Consider the following 18169-nt stretch of genomic DNA (forward strand, 5'->3'; position numbering starts at 1 on the left):
AATCATTATCATTAAGATTAACATCCTTATATCGACATGGCTTATCGTTCCGCACCGATCGTTGAAGATGTCATCTGGCGTAGCCCTCTGCCTGCAAAGATGCCCTCGCTGGCTGCTGCCGTACGCGCAACGATAGCCAACACCCGTGAGCACCTGCTGGACTTCATTCGTCTTGACGAAACGCCCGTGCCAGGTGCGATGACGCTACATGAATGGACGCAATCAACGACGCTAAGTTCATTGCTGGCTGTCTATTCAGACCATATTTATCGCAATCAGCCCACGCTGCCACGCGAAAATAAGCCGCTGATTTCTCTCTGGGCGCAGTGGTATATCGGCCTGATGATGCCTCCGCTCATGGTGGCCCTGCTGACGCAAAAAGAGGCCATCGACGTCTCTCCTGAACACATGCACGTAGAATTCCACGAAACAGGCCGTGCTGCCTGCTTCTGGATCGACGTGCATCAGGATCACCAGGTCACGGCCCAGTCTCCTCAGCAACGCATGGAAACACTGATTCTCTCGGCACTGACGCCGGTTGTGCAGGCGCTGGAAGCGACAGGCGAGATCAATGCGAAGCTTATCTGGAGCAACACCGGATATTTAATTCACTGGTATTTAACGGAAATGAAGCCGTTATTAGGTGAAGAACTGCTGACCACACTGCGCCAGACCTGTTTTTTTGATAAGCAACTCTCCTGCGGTCAGGATAATCCCCTGTGGCGTACCGTTGTTCCGCGCGAGGGACTGTTAGTGCGCAGAACCTGCTGCCAGCGCTATCGCCTGCCCGATGTCCAGCAATGCGGTGACTGCACGCTGAAGTAAGCGAGGAGCCGTAGCCCCTCGCCCGTCAGTTATGCAACCTGCTGATTTTCTTCTTCTATACGCTGTGCTTCTTCTTTTTCCTGCGCTAATAGCTGCTTTTCGTAAACCTTAAAGAATGGGAAGTAGATGACGGCAGACACCAGTGCCAGCAGGACAACCAGAATGGCCGCACGATAATCCCAGCCTAACGCCCATGCCGCGCCAACCGGTGCCGGGGCCGTCCAGGGAACCACTGAAATCACCCGCCCAATTAAATCCAGCTTCATCGCCGCCCAGGCCAGCACTGCGTTCACCATAGGGGCCAGCAGGAAGGGAATAAAGAACACTGGGTTCATGACAATCGGCGTACCGAAAATCACCGGTTCGTTAATATTAAAAATGCTCGGGACAACGCTCAAACGCCCGATCGATCGCAGATGGGCCGAGCGGCTACGCAGATAGCAAATCACCAGCCCCATCGTCGCGCCGGAACCTCCAACCACAATAAAGAACGTCCAGAACGCTTCCATAAAGATATGCGGTAAAGGCGCGCCCTGCGCCAGCGCCGACTGGTTCATCCCGAGATTGGTGAGCCAGAACATTTGCAGCATTCCCGACACAATTGCCGCGCCATGAATACCCGCAAACCACAGCAGATGGCCGATCAGCACCGCCAGCAGTATCGCTGGCAGAGAATCCGCTGCAGACACCAGTGGTTTAAAGATGGCCATGATGGCCTGCGGGATCAGCATGTCAAACTGCGACTGAATCACCAGACTCAGCGGGTACAGCGTCAGTACCACCACCAGCACAGGGATCAGCAGATCGAAGGAGTTTTTGATCATCGGCGGCACCTGATCGGGTAAACGAATGCCGATGTTGTGCGCCTTCAGGAAGCGCATCATTTCAACGCAGTAAATAGCCACCAGGATGGCAGTGAAAATCCCCGTACCGCCAAGGCTATCAACCGGCATCGTGCCTTTGGTTTTCGGTGCAGCAATCAGCAAAAAAGCCATGATCGATAGCATCGCGCACATGAAGGGATCTAGCTGATGCGACTTCACATAGTGCTTGCCCAGGTTATAAGCGATAGCCGCACATATGTAGACTGACATGATCCCCATCGTCATATCAAACGGTGTGAGGATTTGGCCTTCAAACTGTTTCGCCATATCCAGCCACGCACGTGCAAACCCCCAAGTGGTATCCGGAGAAAAAGGTGGATAGGCGAAAACCAGCAGAAACGAGCCTACGATCATAAAGGGCATCGCCGAAATAAACCCATCACGGATAGCCATCACATGACGTTGTGAAGAGATGCGCCCGGCAACAGGGCTGACGTAATTTTCAACGAAGCGGAAAATCACATTAAACACAGCATGATTAGTAGACATAGCCGTTCTCCCGTTGTGCAAAACCCTGCAACCGTGCTGGTATCAACACCGCCACGTAAAGCCCATTACTACTTTTCGCAACCGTGCCGGGAGGAACGCCAGCGCTACTGCATTTTGAGTTCAGTTTCATAGATGGCTCTTATTATGTAATACAGAGGAAGTGACAACTTCAGTATTAATCGCCATTTGAGCATTCTGCAACCGGTTACTGTAACCGGTTTCTTTGATTGTGAAGACGATCGAAAAACTGCCAATGTTGCCATGTTGTTACATTAAAATATTTACAGCGAGCTTGCCCCTATGACAAATTACGCCATGCGGTTTTCTGCTGGATGGAGCTGCCTGTAGGCGATTTGGAGAGAAGAATGAGTTTGCAATCTGTACGCCAATTTTTAGCGCAATATGCACCAGATATTGAGATTATCGAATTAGATCAGAGCACAGCTACCGTCGATCTGGCAGCGAAAGCCCATAACGTCGAACCTGGCCAGATCGCGAAAACGCTTTCGCTGAAGGTCAAGAACGACATTATTCTGGTCGTCGCCAAAGGTGATGCCCGACTGGATAACAAAAAGCTAAAGAGCACTTTCGGTGCCAAAGCCCGTATGTTGAGTAGCGATGAAGTAGTGAACGCGACGGGCCATCCCGTTGGCGGCGTTTGCCCTTTCGGACTGGAAACGCCGATTTCGGTGTACTGCGATGTTTCGTTGAAGCATTACGCTGAAGTGCTTCCCGCCGCAGGCGCCATCCACAGCGCCGTTCGTATCACGCCAGAAAGGATGGCTGAGCTGACTTCCGCCACCTGGGTGGATGTGTGTCAGTGATGATTCACGTTCCGTGCCGATAACGAAACCCGGCACGAAACGATCTAACATTATCCGCTAAGAAGCCGCCTGTAGAAAAGGTGCAGGTTCACCTGCACGCAGGTACAGCAGGATATCTGCAGCATCCAGCAGTCCGGCATCTGAGCTCACGCCTAGCTTGGACATCACATTAAATTTATGTGCCCGAATGGTTTTAATATTCCGCTCTAACTGAGCAGCGATCTGCGGCATTGAATAGCCATTCGACATAAAGCGCAGTATTTCTCGTTCTGTTGGACTGAGCATACGGCTTTGATTGATATACCAATGGTTTTTAGAACCTTCGGTTCCCCGGTTGGGGCCGTTCAATACCGTAAATAACGCGTCCTGCAGTACCGTTAATGAAGAAGATTTGCTCACAACGCCATCTAACGGCAACGGCGACAAAGAGCCGATTAATCGCGCTTCAGCGTCATCATCAGCAATCACCACCCGGCGAATACGCGGAAAATTTACAGCCAGTTCCGTCAGATAAGCTAACCCAGCCCTGCGATCGGTTCTGATTGCAGAGAGAGAGAAAATAACCGCCGAAAACGACGTTTTTAACATCACCTGACTAAATGCAGGCTGGCTCGAAAAGATATGAAGTTCGTATTGATTATCCGGCATGGTATTAAACAGGCTCTTAATACCGACGCTACTCATCGCGCACTTCTCTACCAGCGCAACGTTTCTTTTGATGCTTCGGCTTTCCATTCCGTGGTTTCTCCATAAACTGAAGGTAAATTCAATTCTCGCGATCCTTGAGAACTGTTTATCCAGGCGTACATTTCTGCATTGCTATGTATCGACAAGCGGCGCATAGCACTGTTCTTTTGGGCGCTAATCGTTTTATTGCTTTTCTTCAGCAATGTCGCAATCTGATTAATTCCCCAACCTTTTCCCAGGAGTCTCAGCACTTTCCTCTCCGAGAGGGTAAGTACAATTGAGCGGGCGCTATGGTCTGCTAATTCTGGCATCACGGGCGGAGAAAGCAGCGACTTGCTAATTCTCTCGGCACGGCTATTTCCTGCGTGAATAACATTCACCAAACTTTCAATCGTCTCGGCATCAGATAACAGCGAACTGACAGGGCACATCAGCAATTCAATGGCCAGCGGATAAAAAACACGAGAAACGAGAAATACCCAGTGAATATCGCGGTATTGAGATAATAAAGAATAATACTGTTCGCAGACTGAACGTGGATGATTACAGTCTCCGGATAAATCAGCAATCACCAAATCGGCACAACGCAGCTGCAGCAACGTCAATTCTTCGACGGAGCGGCAGTAGGCAAGTTCATAATCAGCGAACTGCCCCTGCATTACACCTTTAAGTCCGGTTTGTACGATCGGTAATTTACTAATAATAATTGCGTTTTTGCAGCGTCCTGGCAACATATCTCCTCCACACTCACCAGTCCGTATTCGCACTTATTAAAAATCCCCTGATAAATTAAAAGTATTAATTAACAGGAAACCCTAAACAATAGACGAGGTGAATTGTTTATCCTTGGCTTTTATTTATAAACAAAGTTATACCGCTACAATCCCAGTAGCATCAAACTATTGAACCATCATGCCAATAATTACTCATGAATACACTCTTTGTACAATTAAAAGAACTACAATAGATCGTTAGCGTTGCTTACGTATTTTCCATCCTGATAAATAACATTACATTTTCATAAGCGCTGTCTTTATTGATAAGCAAGTGAGGTGTGCAAACGCATCAGACGTACGATCTGCATCTTTTTTCGACGCAAAGATTGATCTTAGCCAGAGCCAACAGGATCATGCTTCATGATAAAAAGAAGACATCCGCCACGCAAAGAGATCCTTTTCAGTCAGAGCGAGTCATGCAAACAGAGCAGTCGTCACAGCGAACGGTTACACGGTTATGTATTCAATGCGGTCTTTTTTTACTTCAGCATGGGGCAGAAAGTGCGCTGGTTGACGAGCTATCCACCCGCCTCGGGCTAGCGCTTGGCATGGATAGCGTAGAAAGCGCTATCTCCTCTAACGCCATCGTCCTGACCACCATTAAAGACGGGCAGTGCCTGACTTCAACGCGAAAAAATCAGGATCGCGGAATTAACATGCACGTCGTGACGGAGGTGCAGCACATCGTTATTCTGGCGGAACACAAACTGCTGGATGTTAAAGGCGTTGAGAAACGCTTTAGCCAGATTAAGCCGCTGCGCTATCCAAGATGGTTGGTCGCCTTTATGGTCGGCTTGTCCTGCGCCTGCTTTTGTAAACTCAATAATGGCGGATGGGATGGCGCGGTGATCACCTTTTTCGCCAGTATGGTGGCAATGTATATTCGCCAGATTCTGGCGTCCCGGCATTTGCACCCGCAAATCAACTTCTGCATTACTGCGTTTGTGGCAACCTCGATTTCTGGTCTGCTGCTAACGTTGCCGACGTTTAACCACACTCCAACCATCGCCATGGCCGCCAGCGTGCTGCTGCTTGTTCCGGGTTTTCCGTTGATCAACTCCGTCGCAGATATGTTTAAGGGACACATTAATACTGGGCTCGCTCGCTGGGCTATTGCCAGTCTGCTGACGCTGGCGACCTGCATTGGCGTAGTCATGTCGATGACCTTATGGGGGCTTCGCGGATGGGCGTGATCGATTTCATTTTGGCGCTAATGCAGGACATGATCCTGTCGGCAATACCTGCGCTTGGTTTTGCCATGGTATTTAACGTACCACATCGGGCGCTCCCCTGGTGCGCGTTACTCGGCGCACTCGGCCACGGTTCACGAATGGTGATGATGAGCGCAGGATTTAATATCGAATGGTCAACCTTTATGGCGTCGCTACTGGTGGGCTGCATTGGGATCCAGTGGTCACGCTGGTATCTGGCGCATCCGAAAGTCTTCACCGTTGCGGCAGTAATCCCCATGTTCCCTGGGATCTCGGCCTATACCGCCATGATCTCGGCGGTAAAAATCGGCCATTTTGGTTACAGCGAAGCGCTGATGATCACGCTGTTGACCAATTTCCTGAAAGCCTCATCGATTGTCGGAGCGCTCTCCATCGGGCTATCCGTACCGGGATTATGGCTGTATCGCAAACGCCCGCGCGTTTAGCGGCACGCTTTGTTAGCTCCTCACAGAGAGGGGAATCGCCCCCTCATCTGCTGCTCTCCTTCTTCTCTGTGTTACTATAAAAGCAGTCCCCTTCTCGGTTGTTGTTCAGTATTGAGAAACATTATGCCCAGCAAAATTTTGACGCCGGACGTCACTAGCATTGACGCCTTACTACACGATCACCATACGGTGCTGGCCAGGTCTGCGGGCGGTGCCGTAGCCGTATTCGCCAATAACGCGCCAGCATTTTACGCGGTGACGCCTGCACGACTGGCCGAGTTGTTGGCGCTTGAAGAGAAACTGTCACGCCCGGGAAGCGATGTGACGCTGGATGCACAATTTTATGAAGAGCCGCAAACCGCTCCTGTTGTCGTGCCAATGGGGAAATTTGCGATGTACGCTGACTGGCAGCCCGATGCCGACTTTCAGCGCCAGGCCGCCCTGTGGGGCGTGGCGTTAAGAGAACCGGTCACCGCCGAGGAACTGGCCTCATTTGTCGCCTACTGGCAGGCCGAAGGCAAAGTCTTTCACCATATTCAGTGGCAGCAAAAACTGGCACGCAGCATCCAGATTGGCCGGGCCAGCAATGGCGGAATGCCGAAGCGCGATGTGAACAGTGTCAGCGAGCCTGACAACCATATTCCACCGGGTTTTAGAGGATAACGATGAAAAACGTTGGCGACCTGATGAAACGTCTGCAAAAAATGATGCCGGCTAATGTCGAGCCAGCCTTTAAAACGGGCGAGGAGCTGCTGGCATGGCAAAAAGAGCAAGGTGAAATTCGCGCCGCAGCGCTGGCCCGTGAAAACCGAGCCATGAAAATGCAGCGCACATTCAACCGTTCCGGTATTCGTCCACTGCATCAGAACTGTTCGTTCGATAACTATCGGGTGGAATGCGAAGGTCAGATGAACGCCCTGAGCAAAGCTCGCCAGTACGTTGAAGAGTTTGACGGCAACATCGCCAGCTTTATTTTCTCTGGCAAGCCCGGCACCGGCAAAAACCATCTGGCCGCCGCTATCTGCAACGAACTGCTGCTGCGCGGCAAATCGGTGCTGATTATCACCGTTGCAGACATTATGTCAGCCATGAAAGATACCTTCAGCAACCGTGAAACCAGCGAAGAACAGCTACTCAACGATCTCAGCAATGTCGATTTGCTGGTGATCGACGAAATCGGCGTGCAGACCGAATCCCGCTATGAAAAGGTGATCATCAACCAGATCGTCGATCGCCGCTCGTCTTCAAAACGCCCGACCGGTATGTTGACCAACAGCAATATGGATGAAATGAACAAACTGCTGGGCGAGCGGGTAATGGACCGTATGCGCCTTGGCAACAGCCTGTGGGTGATTTTTAACTGGGAAAGCTACCGTAGTCGGGTAACCGGTAAAGAGTATTAACGTATTAGGACCACTCCTAAGACTGCCGGCGCTATACTGCGCTGAAAAGGCATAACACGAGTTGCATATAATGATGAAAACAACCAAACGTCTGTTGTGCTGTGCGCTTGCCGCCAGCACGCTCATCTCGACCAGCGTTTTCGCCGCCTCCTGGCAGGATTCGCTCTCCAGCGCGGCCAGCGAACTGAGCAAACAAAGCTCCGGCTCGCAGGGCGGCTCGTCGCTCTCTTCCCTGACCAGTCTACTGAATGGCAGCAATCAGTCGCTGACTTCCAGCAGCATGAATAACGCCGCCGGAATCCTGGAATATTGCGCGAAACAGAAACTGGCCTCGGTCACCGACACGCAAAACGTCAAAAACCAGGTGCTGGATAAACTGGGCCTTAGTGCTCCGGAGCAAAAACAAGACACCAACTATATGGACGGCATTCAGGGGCTGCTCAACGCCAAAGATGGTCAACAACTGGACCTGAACACAATTGGCAACAGCTCGCTGGCGAAGCAGGTAAAAACCAAGGCCTGCGATCTGGTGTTAAAACAGGGTATGAACTTCATTTCCTGACGCACGACATGCCGCGTATATCCTGCGCGGCATCAACCTGCTCCCCATAAAATTCACACGTCAAATAATCAGTAAATCCCCCGCAAAAAACACGCATATCTAAACCAATTCTGAATAACAACGTAATTTAATGTCACTACAATTGCAGCAATGCAACATCGCTATTACATTGTGCTTTCCCCAAATCATTAGCCTGCCAGGCGTTTGCCCGGTTTACTGAGGATCGATCGTTGTCAGAACTCATCTCCATCACTCTGTTTCTCGCTTCAGTGCTGATTTACGCCTGGAAAGCGGGTCGCAATACCTGGTGGTTTGCTGCCACGTTAACGGTGCTGGGGATTTTTATTGTCTTGAATATCACGCTGTATGCCAGTGACTATTTCACCGGCGACGGTATCAATGACGCGGTTCTGTACACGCTGACCAACAGCCTGACCGGCGCGGGAATTGGAAAATATATCTTACCTGGCGTCGGGATTGCGCTGGCCCTGACGACCGTTTTTGTCGCTCTCGGCTGGATTCTGCGCCGCCGTCGCCATCATCCGCATCATGTGGGTTACAGTCTGCTGGCCCTGCTGCTGGCGCTGGCCTCCGTAGACGCCAGCCCGGCGTTTCACCAGATAACCGAACTGGTAAAGTCGCAGTCGCGCGATGGCGATCCGGATTTCCCAACCTATTATAAAGAGCCGTCAAAAACGATTCCCAACCCGAAGCTGAATCTGGTTTATATCTATGGCGAAAGCCTCGAGCGCACCTATTTTAACAACGACGCGTTCCCGGATCTGACCCCGGAACTCGGTGCGTTGAAAAACGAAGGGCTGGATTTCAGCAATACCATGCAACTGCCGGGTACCGATTACACCATCGCTGGCATGGTCGCCTCCCAGTGCGGTATTCCGCTGTTTGCGCCGTTTGAAGGTAACGCCTCGGCATCGGTCTCCAGCTTCTTCCCCAACAATATCTGTCTGGGCGATATCCTGAAAAACTCCGGCTATCAAAACTACTTTGTGCAGGGAGCCAACCTGCGCTTTGCCGGCAAAGACGTGTTCCTGAAATCTCACGGTTTTGATCATCTCTACGGTGCGGAAGAGTTAAAAAGCGTGGTTGCGGACCCAGCCTATCGCAACGACTGGGGCTTCTACGACGATACCGTGCTGGATGAAGCATGGAAAAAATTCGAAGAGCTTTCGCGTTCGGGCCAGCGCTTTTCACTGTTTACGCTGACTGTGGATACCCATCATCCAGATGGATTTATCTCACGTAGCTGCAACCGTAAACGTTATGACATCGACGGGAAGGCCAACCAATCCTTCAGCGCGGTCAGCTGCAGCCAGGAAAACATTGCCGAATTTATCAATAAGATCAAAGCCTCACCGTGGTTCAAAGATACCGTTATCGTGGTTTCTTCCGATCATCTGGCGATGAACAACACCGCATGGAAGTATCTGAACAAGCAGGATCGCAACAACCTGTTCTTCGTGCTGCGCGGCGACCAGCCACAGCAGGACACGCTGGCGGTGAAGCGTAACACGATGGATAACGGGGCAACGGTACTGGATATTCTCGGTGGCGATAACTTTATCGGTCTTGGCCGCAGCAGTTTGTCGAGCGAATCCGTGTCTGAAGTGTTCCTGAACATCAAAGAAAAAATGCTGGCGTGGAAGCCCGATATCATCCGCCTGTGGAATTTCCCGAAAGAGATGAAAGAGTTCACCGTCGACCAGGACAAAAACATGATCTCTTTCTCCGGCAGCCATTTCCGCCTGCCGTTGTTGCTGCGCGTATCGGACAAACGCGTCGAGCCGCTGCCGGAAAGCGAATACTCGGCCCCGCTGCGCTTCCAACTGGCAGATTTCGCGCCGCGAGATAACTTTGTCTGGGTTGATCGCTGCTACAAAATGGCGCAGCTATGGGCCCCGGAGCTGGCGCTCTCCACTGACTGGTGCGTATCGCAAGGCCAGTTAGGCGGACAGCAAATCGTGCAGCACGTAGACAAAGCCAAATGGAAAAGTAAAACCGTGTTTAAAGACACGGTGATCAACATGGAGCGCTACAAAGGTAACGTTGATACGCTGAAAATTGTCGATAACGACATTCGCTACAAAGCCGACAGCTTCGTCTTCAACGTGGCGGGCGCGCCGGAAGAGGTTAAACAGTTTAGCGGCATTTCACGCCCCGAATCCTGGGGACGCTGGTCCAATGCGCAGCTCAGCAAAGAGGTGACCATCGAGTACAAGGCCCCGCTGCCGAAGAAATTCGATCTGGTCATCACCGCGAAAGCCTTCGGCGACAACGCCAATCGCCCTATTCCCGTACGCGTTGGCCACGAGGAACAGACGCTGGTGTTAGGCCATGATGTCACTACCACTACCTTGCATTTTGATAACCCGGCAGATGCCGATACGCTGGTGATTGTCCCACCCGATCCGGTCGCCACCAACGAGGGCAATATTCTCGGCCACTCGCCGCGTAAGCTGGGGATCGGGATGGTTGAAATCAAAGTGGTCGCTCAGGGCTCGTAATATGAAATGGCTGATGGCGCTTCGCTTATCAGTCTTACAGCTAGCCGCATTTATTGTCTGAAAAAAAACAGCGCCCAACACCACACCGGGCGCTGCATGGCAACCTTATTCCAGACTTTTCACTGCCTGGCGCATACCCTGCACCAGAATCATTTCCAGGTTTGCCGTCACCTGCCCGGCAAGCCCGGGCAGCAACGTCAAATCTTCACCCCAGTGCGCCGCATCGCCGAGCACAGTATCCACCAGTTCACGCAGCGTTAAATCTTTGCCAACTCGCGGCCACAGACTGGCATACAGGCTAACCCACTGCTCATCATCCTGTATCGGATAGCGTTCTCCCTCCCGCTCTGCGCGATAAAACGCCAGCAGCGCGGCGAGGGCGAACGTTAACCGCACGGGCCAGCGCCCATTTTGCTGGCCCGCCAGCAGTTGCGGCAAAATTCGGGTACGGAATTTGGTCATCCCGTTAAGCGCAATGGAAAGCAACTGGTGACGGATGTAGGGGTTTTGAAAACGCCCGCTCACCGCGTCGGCAAATTCACGCAGTTCATCCGCCGGGAGATCCAATACCGGTATAATTTCCTCGCTAATCGCCCGCTCGACAAAATGGCGGACATCGGCATCCTGCATCGCTTCACCGACGGTCTCCAGCCCACACAACCAGGCCACCGGCACCAACGCCGTATGCGCGCCATTGAGAATGGCGACCTTACGCTCTTTGTACGGTTTGATATCGCTCACTACCCGAATGTTCAGCGGGCACTGCGCCAGCTTCAGTTCCTCGGCCAGCCACTGCGGCCCCTGAATCACAAACAGGTAAAAATGCTCCGCGGTATCGAGAAACGCATCATGATAGCCAAGCGAAGCTTCCAGCGCGGCGGCTTCTTCTCGCGGGTAGCCGGTGACAATGCGGTCGACCAGCGTGGAACAGAAGGTATTTGCCGTCGCCACCCAGTCGGCAAACGCCGGGGGAAGCTGCCACTCCTGCGCATACTGCAGTACCAGCGTTTTGAGCGCCTCACCGTTATAGTCGATAAGCTCGCACGGGATAATGACCCAGCCCTTATCCACTGCGCCCTCAAAATGATTAAAACGTTCCAGCAGCAGACGCGTCAGTTTAGCCGGAAAGCTTACCGGCGGCGCATCATCGACCCGGTCTGCCGCGTGATAGCTAATTCCGGCTTCGGTGGTATTTGAAAACACAAAGCGAATATCCGCATTGGGGGCCAGCGCCAGAAACGCCGCGAAGTCCTGATACGGATTGATTTCGTTATTCACCGAACGGATCAGCCGCGCCTCGCTCACCGCTTCGCCCTGCGCGTTTAGCCCGCGAATAAGCGTGGTATACAGCCCGTCCTGGGTATTCAGCGACGGTGGAAAATCGGTATTGATCGGGCGAACGATGGTCACGCCAGCGTTCAGAAAGGTTTGCTCGTTGAGGATATCCAGTTGCCAGTCGACAAACGCCCGCAGGAAATTCCCTTCACCAAACTGGATCACGCGCGTTGGGTAGCTGGCACCCGGAAAATCACGTCGATTCAATGTCTTCATCACATTTACCCTCTCAGAACGTGATCACGCCTTTAATCAGCTCACGGTTGTTAATCACATCCCGTTCGTAGATTTCTGCCAGTGTGGCAAACGCGTAACGGTGCGTGAGCATCATGTCGGCGGTCAGTTTGCCTTCCGACATCAGGCGGCCCACTTTGGCGAAATCTTCCGGTGTGGCGTTGCGACTGCCCATCATGGTGGTCTCTTTCTTGTGGAACTCCGGATCGGAGAACTGCAAATCGCCTTTGAATAGCCCAACGAAAACAATGCTGCCGCCATGGCGAATCAAATTCACCGTGTTGTTCATCGCATGCTGATTGCCCGTGGCATCAATGACCTTTTGCGCCAGCGAACCGCCAAACTGGTCACGCAGTTGCGCATCAAAATCTTCAGCAGACGGATCGATAACCGGGAGCCCCAACCGGGAAACCACATGCTCCCGGCGAGCCGAACTGGTATCGGCGACCACCACCTGTGCGCCATCGGCTTTGGCAATCGCCGCCGCGCCCAGACCAATCGGACCGGCACCGACCACCAGCACCTGCTCACCCGGAGCCACTGCCGCCCGGCGTACCGCATGCGCGCTAATGGCATAAGGCTCAATCAGCGCCGCCGCCTGCGGATCAATTCCCTGCGCATCCAACAGGTTGGTGACCGGTACGGACAGGTATTCGCTGAAGCCGCCATCCTGATGCACGCCAATCACCGAAATCTTCTCGCAGCAGTTAGTGCGCCCGCTCAGACAGGCCGGACACTGCTGGCAGGCCACGTAAGGAATAACCGCCACCTGCTGACCATTTTTCAAATTCTGTATATTTTTGCCCAGCCCAACAATTTCCCCACATATTTCATGACCCAGCACACGTGGATAGCTGAAAAATGGCTGATTGCCACCCCAGGCATGAATATCGGTACCGCAAATCCCGACTGATTTAATTTTTATTAATGCTTCACCCTCACCCGGAATAGGTATTTCACGCTCTTTCCAGACTAATTTTTTAGGTTCCTGGCAAATCAACGTATTCATCGTAGACATGATTCTGCTCTCCTGTTTTTTTGTTGCCTCAGATATCAACGAAAATAAAAAAGCCGGAGAAAGCAGAAACACAATCTGTGAATCCCAGCGCATAAAAATGTTTTAAATCGGGTTTTAATACGCAAAAAGGAGAAGCCATGAGCCGTTCACAGAACTTACGCCACAATGTGATTAACCAGATAATCGATGATATGGCGCGTGGTCATATCCCTTCCCCCCTCCCGTCGCAAAGCGCGCTGGCGGAGATGTACAACATCAGCCGCACCACCGTGCGCCATATGCTGAGCCACTTAGGCGAGTGCGGCGTGCTGACCCAGGTCGGCAGCCACTATGTCATCGTACGTAAACCCGACCATGACGACGGTTTTGCCTGTACCACCGCCTCCATGACTGAGCAAAACCGGATTTTTGAGCAGGCTTTTTTCACCATGATCAACCAGCGTCAGCTACGCGCAGGGGAGAGTTTCTCCGAACTACAGCTTGCCAGAGCTGCAGGGGTCAGCCCGGTGGTGGTGAGAGAATATCTTTTAAAATTCGAACGTTACAATCTGATCAAAAACGAAAAACGCGGCCATTGGAGCATGAAGCAGTTCGATCAGGCCTATGCGGAACAGCTGTTTGAACTCAGAGAGATGCTGGAAACCCATTCCCTGCAGCATTTTCTCAATCTGCCCGACGATGACCCGCGCTGGCTGCAGGCTAAAACACTGCTGGAGCGCCACCGGGTCCTGCGCGACAGCATCGGCAGCAGCTTTCGTATGTTCTCGCAGTTAGACCGTGAGTTTCATGCTTTACTGCTCTCCGCAGCGGATAATATATTTTTTAATCAATCACTTGAAATCATTTCCGTGATTTTCCACTTTCATTATCAGTGGGATGAAAGCGACCTCAAGCAGCGCAATATCATTGCCATTGATGAGCATATGACCATCCTCAGCGCACTGATTTGCCGCAGCGACCTGGATGCCACCCTGGCGCTCTGTAACCATTTGAATTCAGCCAAACAATCGATGATTCGCTCCATCAACCAAAGCCATAGCGCCGCTCATTAAGTACCGATAAAAAACAGCAAACCATTACCGGGAGCACGATTTTATAAAAATAAAAACGCCGGAAAAATACCGCTTGCCTATGCTCACGCTAAGTCGACTGCATTAAAAACTTTTGTGAGCGGTGATGAGCAAATTGATTCATCACTGGTATTTTTCAATACTGCACAGCCCGGCTGTGTAAAAATAAATTATTGAGGTTCAGGAGTCCGGCGTGGAAAAAAATAATATTACCCTCGACCCGAGTTCTTCGTTTGGCACGTCGTCATCTGCGGATATTAACGTTCCGCCTGAGGGCATGGTGCAACGCAGTAGCCGAATAAAACGTATTCAGACCACAGCAATGATTTTATTATTTTTTGCTGCGGTGATTAATTATCTCGACCGCAGTTCACTGTCGGTCGCCAACTTAACGATTCGTGAAGAACTGGGGCTGAGCGCCACGCAAATCGGCGTACTGCTGTCAGTGTTTTCTCTCGCTTACGGTATTGCACAGCTGCCCTGCGGCCCGCTGCTGGATCGCAAAGGTCCGCGCATTATGCTGGGGCTGGGGATGTTCTTCTGGTCGCTGTTTCAGGCGATGTCTGGCATGGTTCACAGCTTCACTCAGTTTGTGCTTGTGCGTATCGGGATGGGGATCGGCGAAGCGCCCATGAACCCGTGCGGCGTAAAGGTCATCAACGACTGGTTTAACATCAAAGAGCGCGGTCGCCCAATGGGGTTATTCAACGCCGCTTCCACCATCGGTGTTGCCATTAGCCCGCCGATTCTGGCTGCCATGATGCTGGTGATGGGCTGGCGTTGGATGTTTATTACCATCGGCGTGCTGGGTATTTTCCTCGCCATCGGCTGGTACATGCTGTATCGCAACCGCGAGCAGATTGCGCTGAGCGCTACTGAACAAGCGTATCTGAACGCCGGTAGCGTCAATGCCCGCCGCGATCCGCTGAGCTTTGCCGAATGGCGCAGCCTGTTCCGCAACCGCACTATGTGGGGCATGATGCTGGGCTTTAGCGGCATCAACTACACCGCATGGTTATATCTGGCGTGGCTGCCAGGCTACCTGCAAACCTCCTACAACCTGGATTTAAAAAGCACCGGATTAATGGCGGCGATCCCATTCCTGTTTGGCGCAGCCGGCATGTTAATTAACGGTTTTGTCACCGACTGGCTGGTGAAAGGCGGTATGGCACCGATTAAGAGCCGTAAGATTTGTATTATCGCCGGGATGTTCTGTTCTGCGGCCTTCACTTTCATCGTGCCGCAGGCCACAACGTCGATGGCCGCCGTCTTACTGATCGGTATGGCGCTGTTCTGTATCCACTTCGCCGGCACCTCGTGCTGGGGCCTGATCCACGTAGCCGTCGCCTCACGCATGACCGCCTCCGTGGGCAGTATCCAGAACTTTGCCAGCTTTATCTGCGCGTCGTTTGCACCAATCGTCACCGGATTTATTGTTGATACCACCAACTCTTTCCGTCTGGCGCTAATCATTTGTGGCTGCGTCACCATGGTGGGAGCCCTCGCCTACATCTTCCTGGTGCGCCAACCCATCAGCGATCCGCGTAAAGATTAATCCTCATGATGCCCGATAACACCGCGCTTATCGGGCATGTTATGCTCGACAAATGAACATCACCTTACGCTCCACCACTCTGGCAGAAACTGCCGCTCTTCCCGCCATCGAACGATCTGCGGGGCAACGTTTTTTACTCATCCCCGAACTGGCGTGGATTGCTGACGACCAGATTATATCGGTTGACCAGCATCGGGCATTTGCCGCTGCTGGCATGAGCTGGCTGGCGCAGGTCGACGAGCATCCGGTCGGTTTTTTAGTTGCCGAAACGCTGGGGTCATCGCTGTTTATTGCTGAACTTTCATTGCATCTGGAGTGGCAGGGAAAAGGTATTGGTCGCAGATTGATTGGCTATGTTGCCGAACAGGCGCGCGAGAAAGGTTATACATCGCTCACGCTGACCACCTTCCGTGATGTGCCGTGGAATGCGCCATTGTACGCTCGACTGGGGTTCGAAATGCTGGCTGACGAGACGCTTCCTGCACTGCTGCGCCAGAAAAGAGAAGACGAAGCGGCGCACGGGCAGACGTACGAACTACGCTGCGCCATGCGCCTGATGCTGCGTTAATTGCCCGCGGGCGGCTACGCCTTATCGGGCATTACCAACTTAGAACGTTTCCCAGTTATCCCCGGCATCCGATACCGCAGCTTTTCGCGGCTGGACCGTTGAAACTGGTTTAGCAGCAGCAACGTCACGCGCGCGCTGTTGGTCATGCTGAATACGGAACACGGCAACGGCCTGGGTCAGACGGCTGGCCTGCTCTTCCAGCGCCGCAGCGGCGGCGGCGGATTCTTCCACCAGCGAGGCGTTCTGCTGCGTCACACGATCCATCTCAGCAACGGCCAGACCGACCTGGTCGATACCGCGGCTCTGTTCATCAGAAGCAGAGGCGATTTCACCCATGATATCGGTCACGCGGGTTACCGCATTGACGATCTCATCCATGGTTTCACCAGCGCTTTCTACCAGCGTTGAACCCACATCCACACGGCTGACCGAGTCTTCAATCAGGCTCTTGATCTCGCGCGCGGCCTGCGCACTACGCTGGGCCAGGTTACGAACTTCACCCGCAACCACTGCAAAACCACGGCCCTGCTCGCCCGCACGCGCAGCTTCTACCGCGGCGTTGAGCGCCAGAATGTTGGTCTGGAAGGCAATGCCGTCGATGACGCTGATAATGTCGGCGATTTTCTGCGAACTGGAAGCGATGTCGCGCATGGTTTGCACCACGTTATCCACCACTTTGCCGCCTTTTTGCGCGGTTTCAGAAGCGCTTAGGGCCAGATGGCTGGCCTGACGCGCGTTTTCGGCGTTCTGCTTCACGGTCGCCGTCAGCTGTTCCATGCTGGCTGCGGTTTCTTCCAGAGATGCAGCCTGCTGCTCGGTACGCGAGGAGAGATCGTTGTTGCCCATCGCAATCTCGCTGGCCCCGCTGTAAATCGCGTTGGCACCGTTACGCACATCACCCACGGTGTTCATCAGCTCACCCTGCATATGACGCAGACTTTCCGCCAGTTGGCCAATCTCGTTGGAACCTTCCACCTCAATACGCTTCACCAGGTCGCCGCTGGCGATATGACGAATGCTGTCGATCAGACGGTTCATTGGGGAGATAAGAGTCAGTTTGATGCCGAACCAGACCGCAATAATTGCCGCCAGTACGGTAATCAGTACACAGACTAGTACCCACATCGCCTGGCTGTAAGAGCTGTTGTTATCTGCTACCGCATTGTCATACAGGTGATCGTTCTGCTGCATGTAGTTGATGTATGTCTTCTCAAAACCATCCTGATAGCTCTGCGTGGGTTGATCAAAGAACGCATTGATCTTCCCGTCACCCAGTAACTGGATCAGCTCCGCCAGCGCGCCGTGATAGATGTCATAGGTGCGGTTGATCTCCTGGAACGCGGCTTCACTTTGACGCGGATCGCGCGGGAGCGACTCGTAAATCGCCCAGTTTTTTTCCGTCAGTTTCAGCGCCGTGCTGGCTACCTGCATCAGCTCAGCAACGGTCGCACCGCTGCCGATATTGCTCTGATCCATCATGTAGCGAATACCCGCCCGGTTCAGGGTATTACGCGTTTGCAGCAGCTCAACCCAGGTGGCGTTCAGCGCAGACTGCTGCTGGCGAATGGTTTGCAGAACGGTAAAGTTCTCTTTGTCATTCTTAAGTGAGTTAAAAAACAAGCCGCCGGAGGCGAGCTGTAAAAGGCCAAATAGCGCCAATACCAGCAGTAAGCTGGTAACAATCTTCATTCGTTTTAACATGTTTTCTCTTTCCGCTAGACAGATGTCAGAATTTTCGGCCTGGAAAGGGAAAACTTTAT

Annotated in this window: 17 protein-coding genes; 11 read left to right on the top strand and 6 right to left on the bottom strand. The window is 52.5% G+C overall.

Annotated elements, in window-relative coordinates:
* The first annotated feature begins 36 nt into the window (after positions 1-36).
* Positions 37-825 carry a siderophore-iron reductase FhuF gene (fhuF, locus tag HV311_RS21665; RefSeq protein ID WP_104651998.1) on the top strand — a complete coding sequence of 263 codons (789 nt, stop codon included), beginning with the start codon at positions 37-39 and terminating at the stop codon, positions 823-825.
* 29 nt (positions 826-854) lie between these two features.
* Here fhuF and HV311_RS21670 read toward each other — a convergent pair whose 3' ends face one another.
* Positions 855-2198 carry a PTS sugar transporter subunit IIC gene (locus HV311_RS21670; RefSeq protein ID WP_016151595.1) on the bottom strand — a complete coding sequence of 448 codons (1344 nt, stop codon included), beginning with the start codon at positions 2196-2198 and terminating at the stop codon, positions 855-857.
* 365 nt (positions 2199-2563) lie between these two features.
* On the opposite strand from HV311_RS21670, the gene HV311_RS21675 reads away from it, so the two are divergent.
* Positions 2564-3022 (top strand): YbaK/EbsC family protein, encoded by a 459-nt coding sequence (locus tag HV311_RS21675; protein ID WP_101700350.1) that lies wholly within the window; start codon positions 2564-2566, stop codon positions 3020-3022.
* Positions 3023-3079: 57 nt separating this feature from the next.
* On the opposite strand, the gene bglJ is transcribed toward HV311_RS21675, so the two are convergent.
* Together bglJ and HV311_RS21685 are read right to left on the bottom strand one after the other, a co-directional pair.
* Positions 3080-3757: a DNA-binding transcriptional activator BglJ gene (bglJ, locus tag HV311_RS21680; protein ID WP_029139757.1), complete on the bottom strand. Its 678-nt coding sequence runs from the start codon at positions 3755-3757 to the stop codon at positions 3080-3082.
* Entirely contained in the window at positions 3718-4443 is a 726-nt protein-coding gene (locus HV311_RS21685) for a helix-turn-helix transcriptional regulator (RefSeq protein ID WP_047414511.1), read from the bottom strand. The genes bglJ and HV311_RS21685 overlap by 40 nt, the downstream gene beginning before the upstream one ends.
* A gap of 458 nt (positions 4444-4901) precedes the next feature.
* Here HV311_RS21685 and HV311_RS21690 point away from each other — a divergent pair, with 458 nt between their 5' ends.
* The 6 genes from HV311_RS21690 to opgB all read left to right on the top strand — a co-directional run bounded on the left by HV311_RS21690 (position 4902) and on the right by opgB (position 10629).
* Positions 4902-5678, top strand: a complete 777-nt coding sequence (locus HV311_RS21690) for a threonine/serine ThrE exporter family protein (protein ID WP_016155624.1) — start codon at positions 4902-4904, stop codon at positions 5676-5678.
* On the top strand, positions 5669-6142 hold the full coding sequence (locus tag HV311_RS21695; RefSeq protein WP_016151589.1) for a threonine/serine exporter: 474 nt from the start codon (positions 5669-5671) through the stop codon (positions 6140-6142). The genes HV311_RS21690 and HV311_RS21695 overlap by 10 nt, the downstream gene beginning before the upstream one ends.
* Before the next feature lie 123 nt (positions 6143-6265).
* Complete coding sequence (gene dnaT / locus HV311_RS21700) at positions 6266-6805, top strand: primosomal protein DnaT (protein WP_016151588.1); 540 nt, start codon at positions 6266-6268, stop codon at positions 6803-6805.
* Between the two features lie 2 nt (positions 6806-6807).
* Complete coding sequence (gene dnaC, locus HV311_RS21705) at positions 6808-7545, top strand: DNA replication protein DnaC (RefSeq protein WP_016155623.1); 738 nt, start codon at positions 6808-6810, stop codon at positions 7543-7545.
* A 70-nt stretch (positions 7546-7615) separates the two neighbouring features.
* Complete coding sequence (locus tag HV311_RS21710; RefSeq protein ID WP_016151586.1) at positions 7616-8107, top strand: DUF2501 domain-containing protein; 492 nt, start codon at positions 7616-7618, stop codon at positions 8105-8107.
* Between the two features lie 230 nt (positions 8108-8337).
* Positions 8338-10629 carry a phosphatidylglycerol--membrane-oligosaccharide glycerophosphotransferase gene (gene opgB, locus HV311_RS21715; protein ID WP_191220450.1) on the top strand — a complete coding sequence of 764 codons (2292 nt, stop codon included), beginning with the start codon at positions 8338-8340 and terminating at the stop codon, positions 10627-10629.
* A 105-nt stretch (positions 10630-10734) separates the two neighbouring features.
* Here the strand turns inward: opgB and HV311_RS21720 are convergent, their stop codons facing one another.
* Positions 10735-12180: a tagaturonate reductase gene (locus HV311_RS21720; RefSeq protein WP_191220451.1), complete on the bottom strand. Its 1446-nt coding sequence runs from the start codon at positions 12178-12180 to the stop codon at positions 10735-10737.
* A gap of 13 nt (positions 12181-12193) precedes the next feature.
* Positions 12194-13216 (bottom strand): zinc-binding alcohol dehydrogenase family protein, encoded by a 1023-nt coding sequence (locus HV311_RS21725; RefSeq protein ID WP_191220452.1) that lies wholly within the window; start codon positions 13214-13216, stop codon positions 12194-12196.
* Positions 13217-13353: 137 nt separating this feature from the next.
* Here HV311_RS21725 and HV311_RS21730 point away from each other — a divergent pair, with 137 nt between their 5' ends.
* The 3 genes from HV311_RS21730 to HV311_RS21740 all read left to right on the top strand — a co-directional run bounded on the left by HV311_RS21730 (position 13354) and on the right by HV311_RS21740 (position 16409).
* A complete protein-coding gene (locus HV311_RS21730) occupies positions 13354-14268 on the top strand; it encodes a GntR family transcriptional regulator (protein WP_016151582.1) in 915 nt (304 codons plus the stop codon).
* A gap of 211 nt (positions 14269-14479) precedes the next feature.
* Positions 14480-15841, top strand: a complete 1362-nt coding sequence (locus tag HV311_RS21735; RefSeq protein WP_016155619.1) for an MFS transporter — start codon at positions 14480-14482, stop codon at positions 15839-15841.
* A gap of 52 nt (positions 15842-15893) precedes the next feature.
* A complete protein-coding gene (locus tag HV311_RS21740) occupies positions 15894-16409 on the top strand; it encodes a GNAT family N-acetyltransferase (RefSeq protein WP_047358387.1) in 516 nt (171 codons plus the stop codon).
* A gap of 39 nt (positions 16410-16448) precedes the next feature.
* Here the strand turns inward: HV311_RS21740 and tsr are convergent, their stop codons facing one another.
* On the bottom strand, positions 16449-18110 hold the full coding sequence (tsr, locus tag HV311_RS21745) for a methyl-accepting chemotaxis protein (protein WP_191220453.1): 1662 nt from the start codon (positions 18108-18110) through the stop codon (positions 16449-16451).
* Positions 18111-18169 lie beyond the last annotated feature (59 nt).

Origin of the sequence: Citrobacter sp. RHBSTW-00881, from assembly GCF_013728515.1 — a bacterium.
GTDB classification, from domain to species: Bacteria; Pseudomonadota; Gammaproteobacteria; order Enterobacterales; family Enterobacteriaceae; genus Citrobacter; species Citrobacter braakii.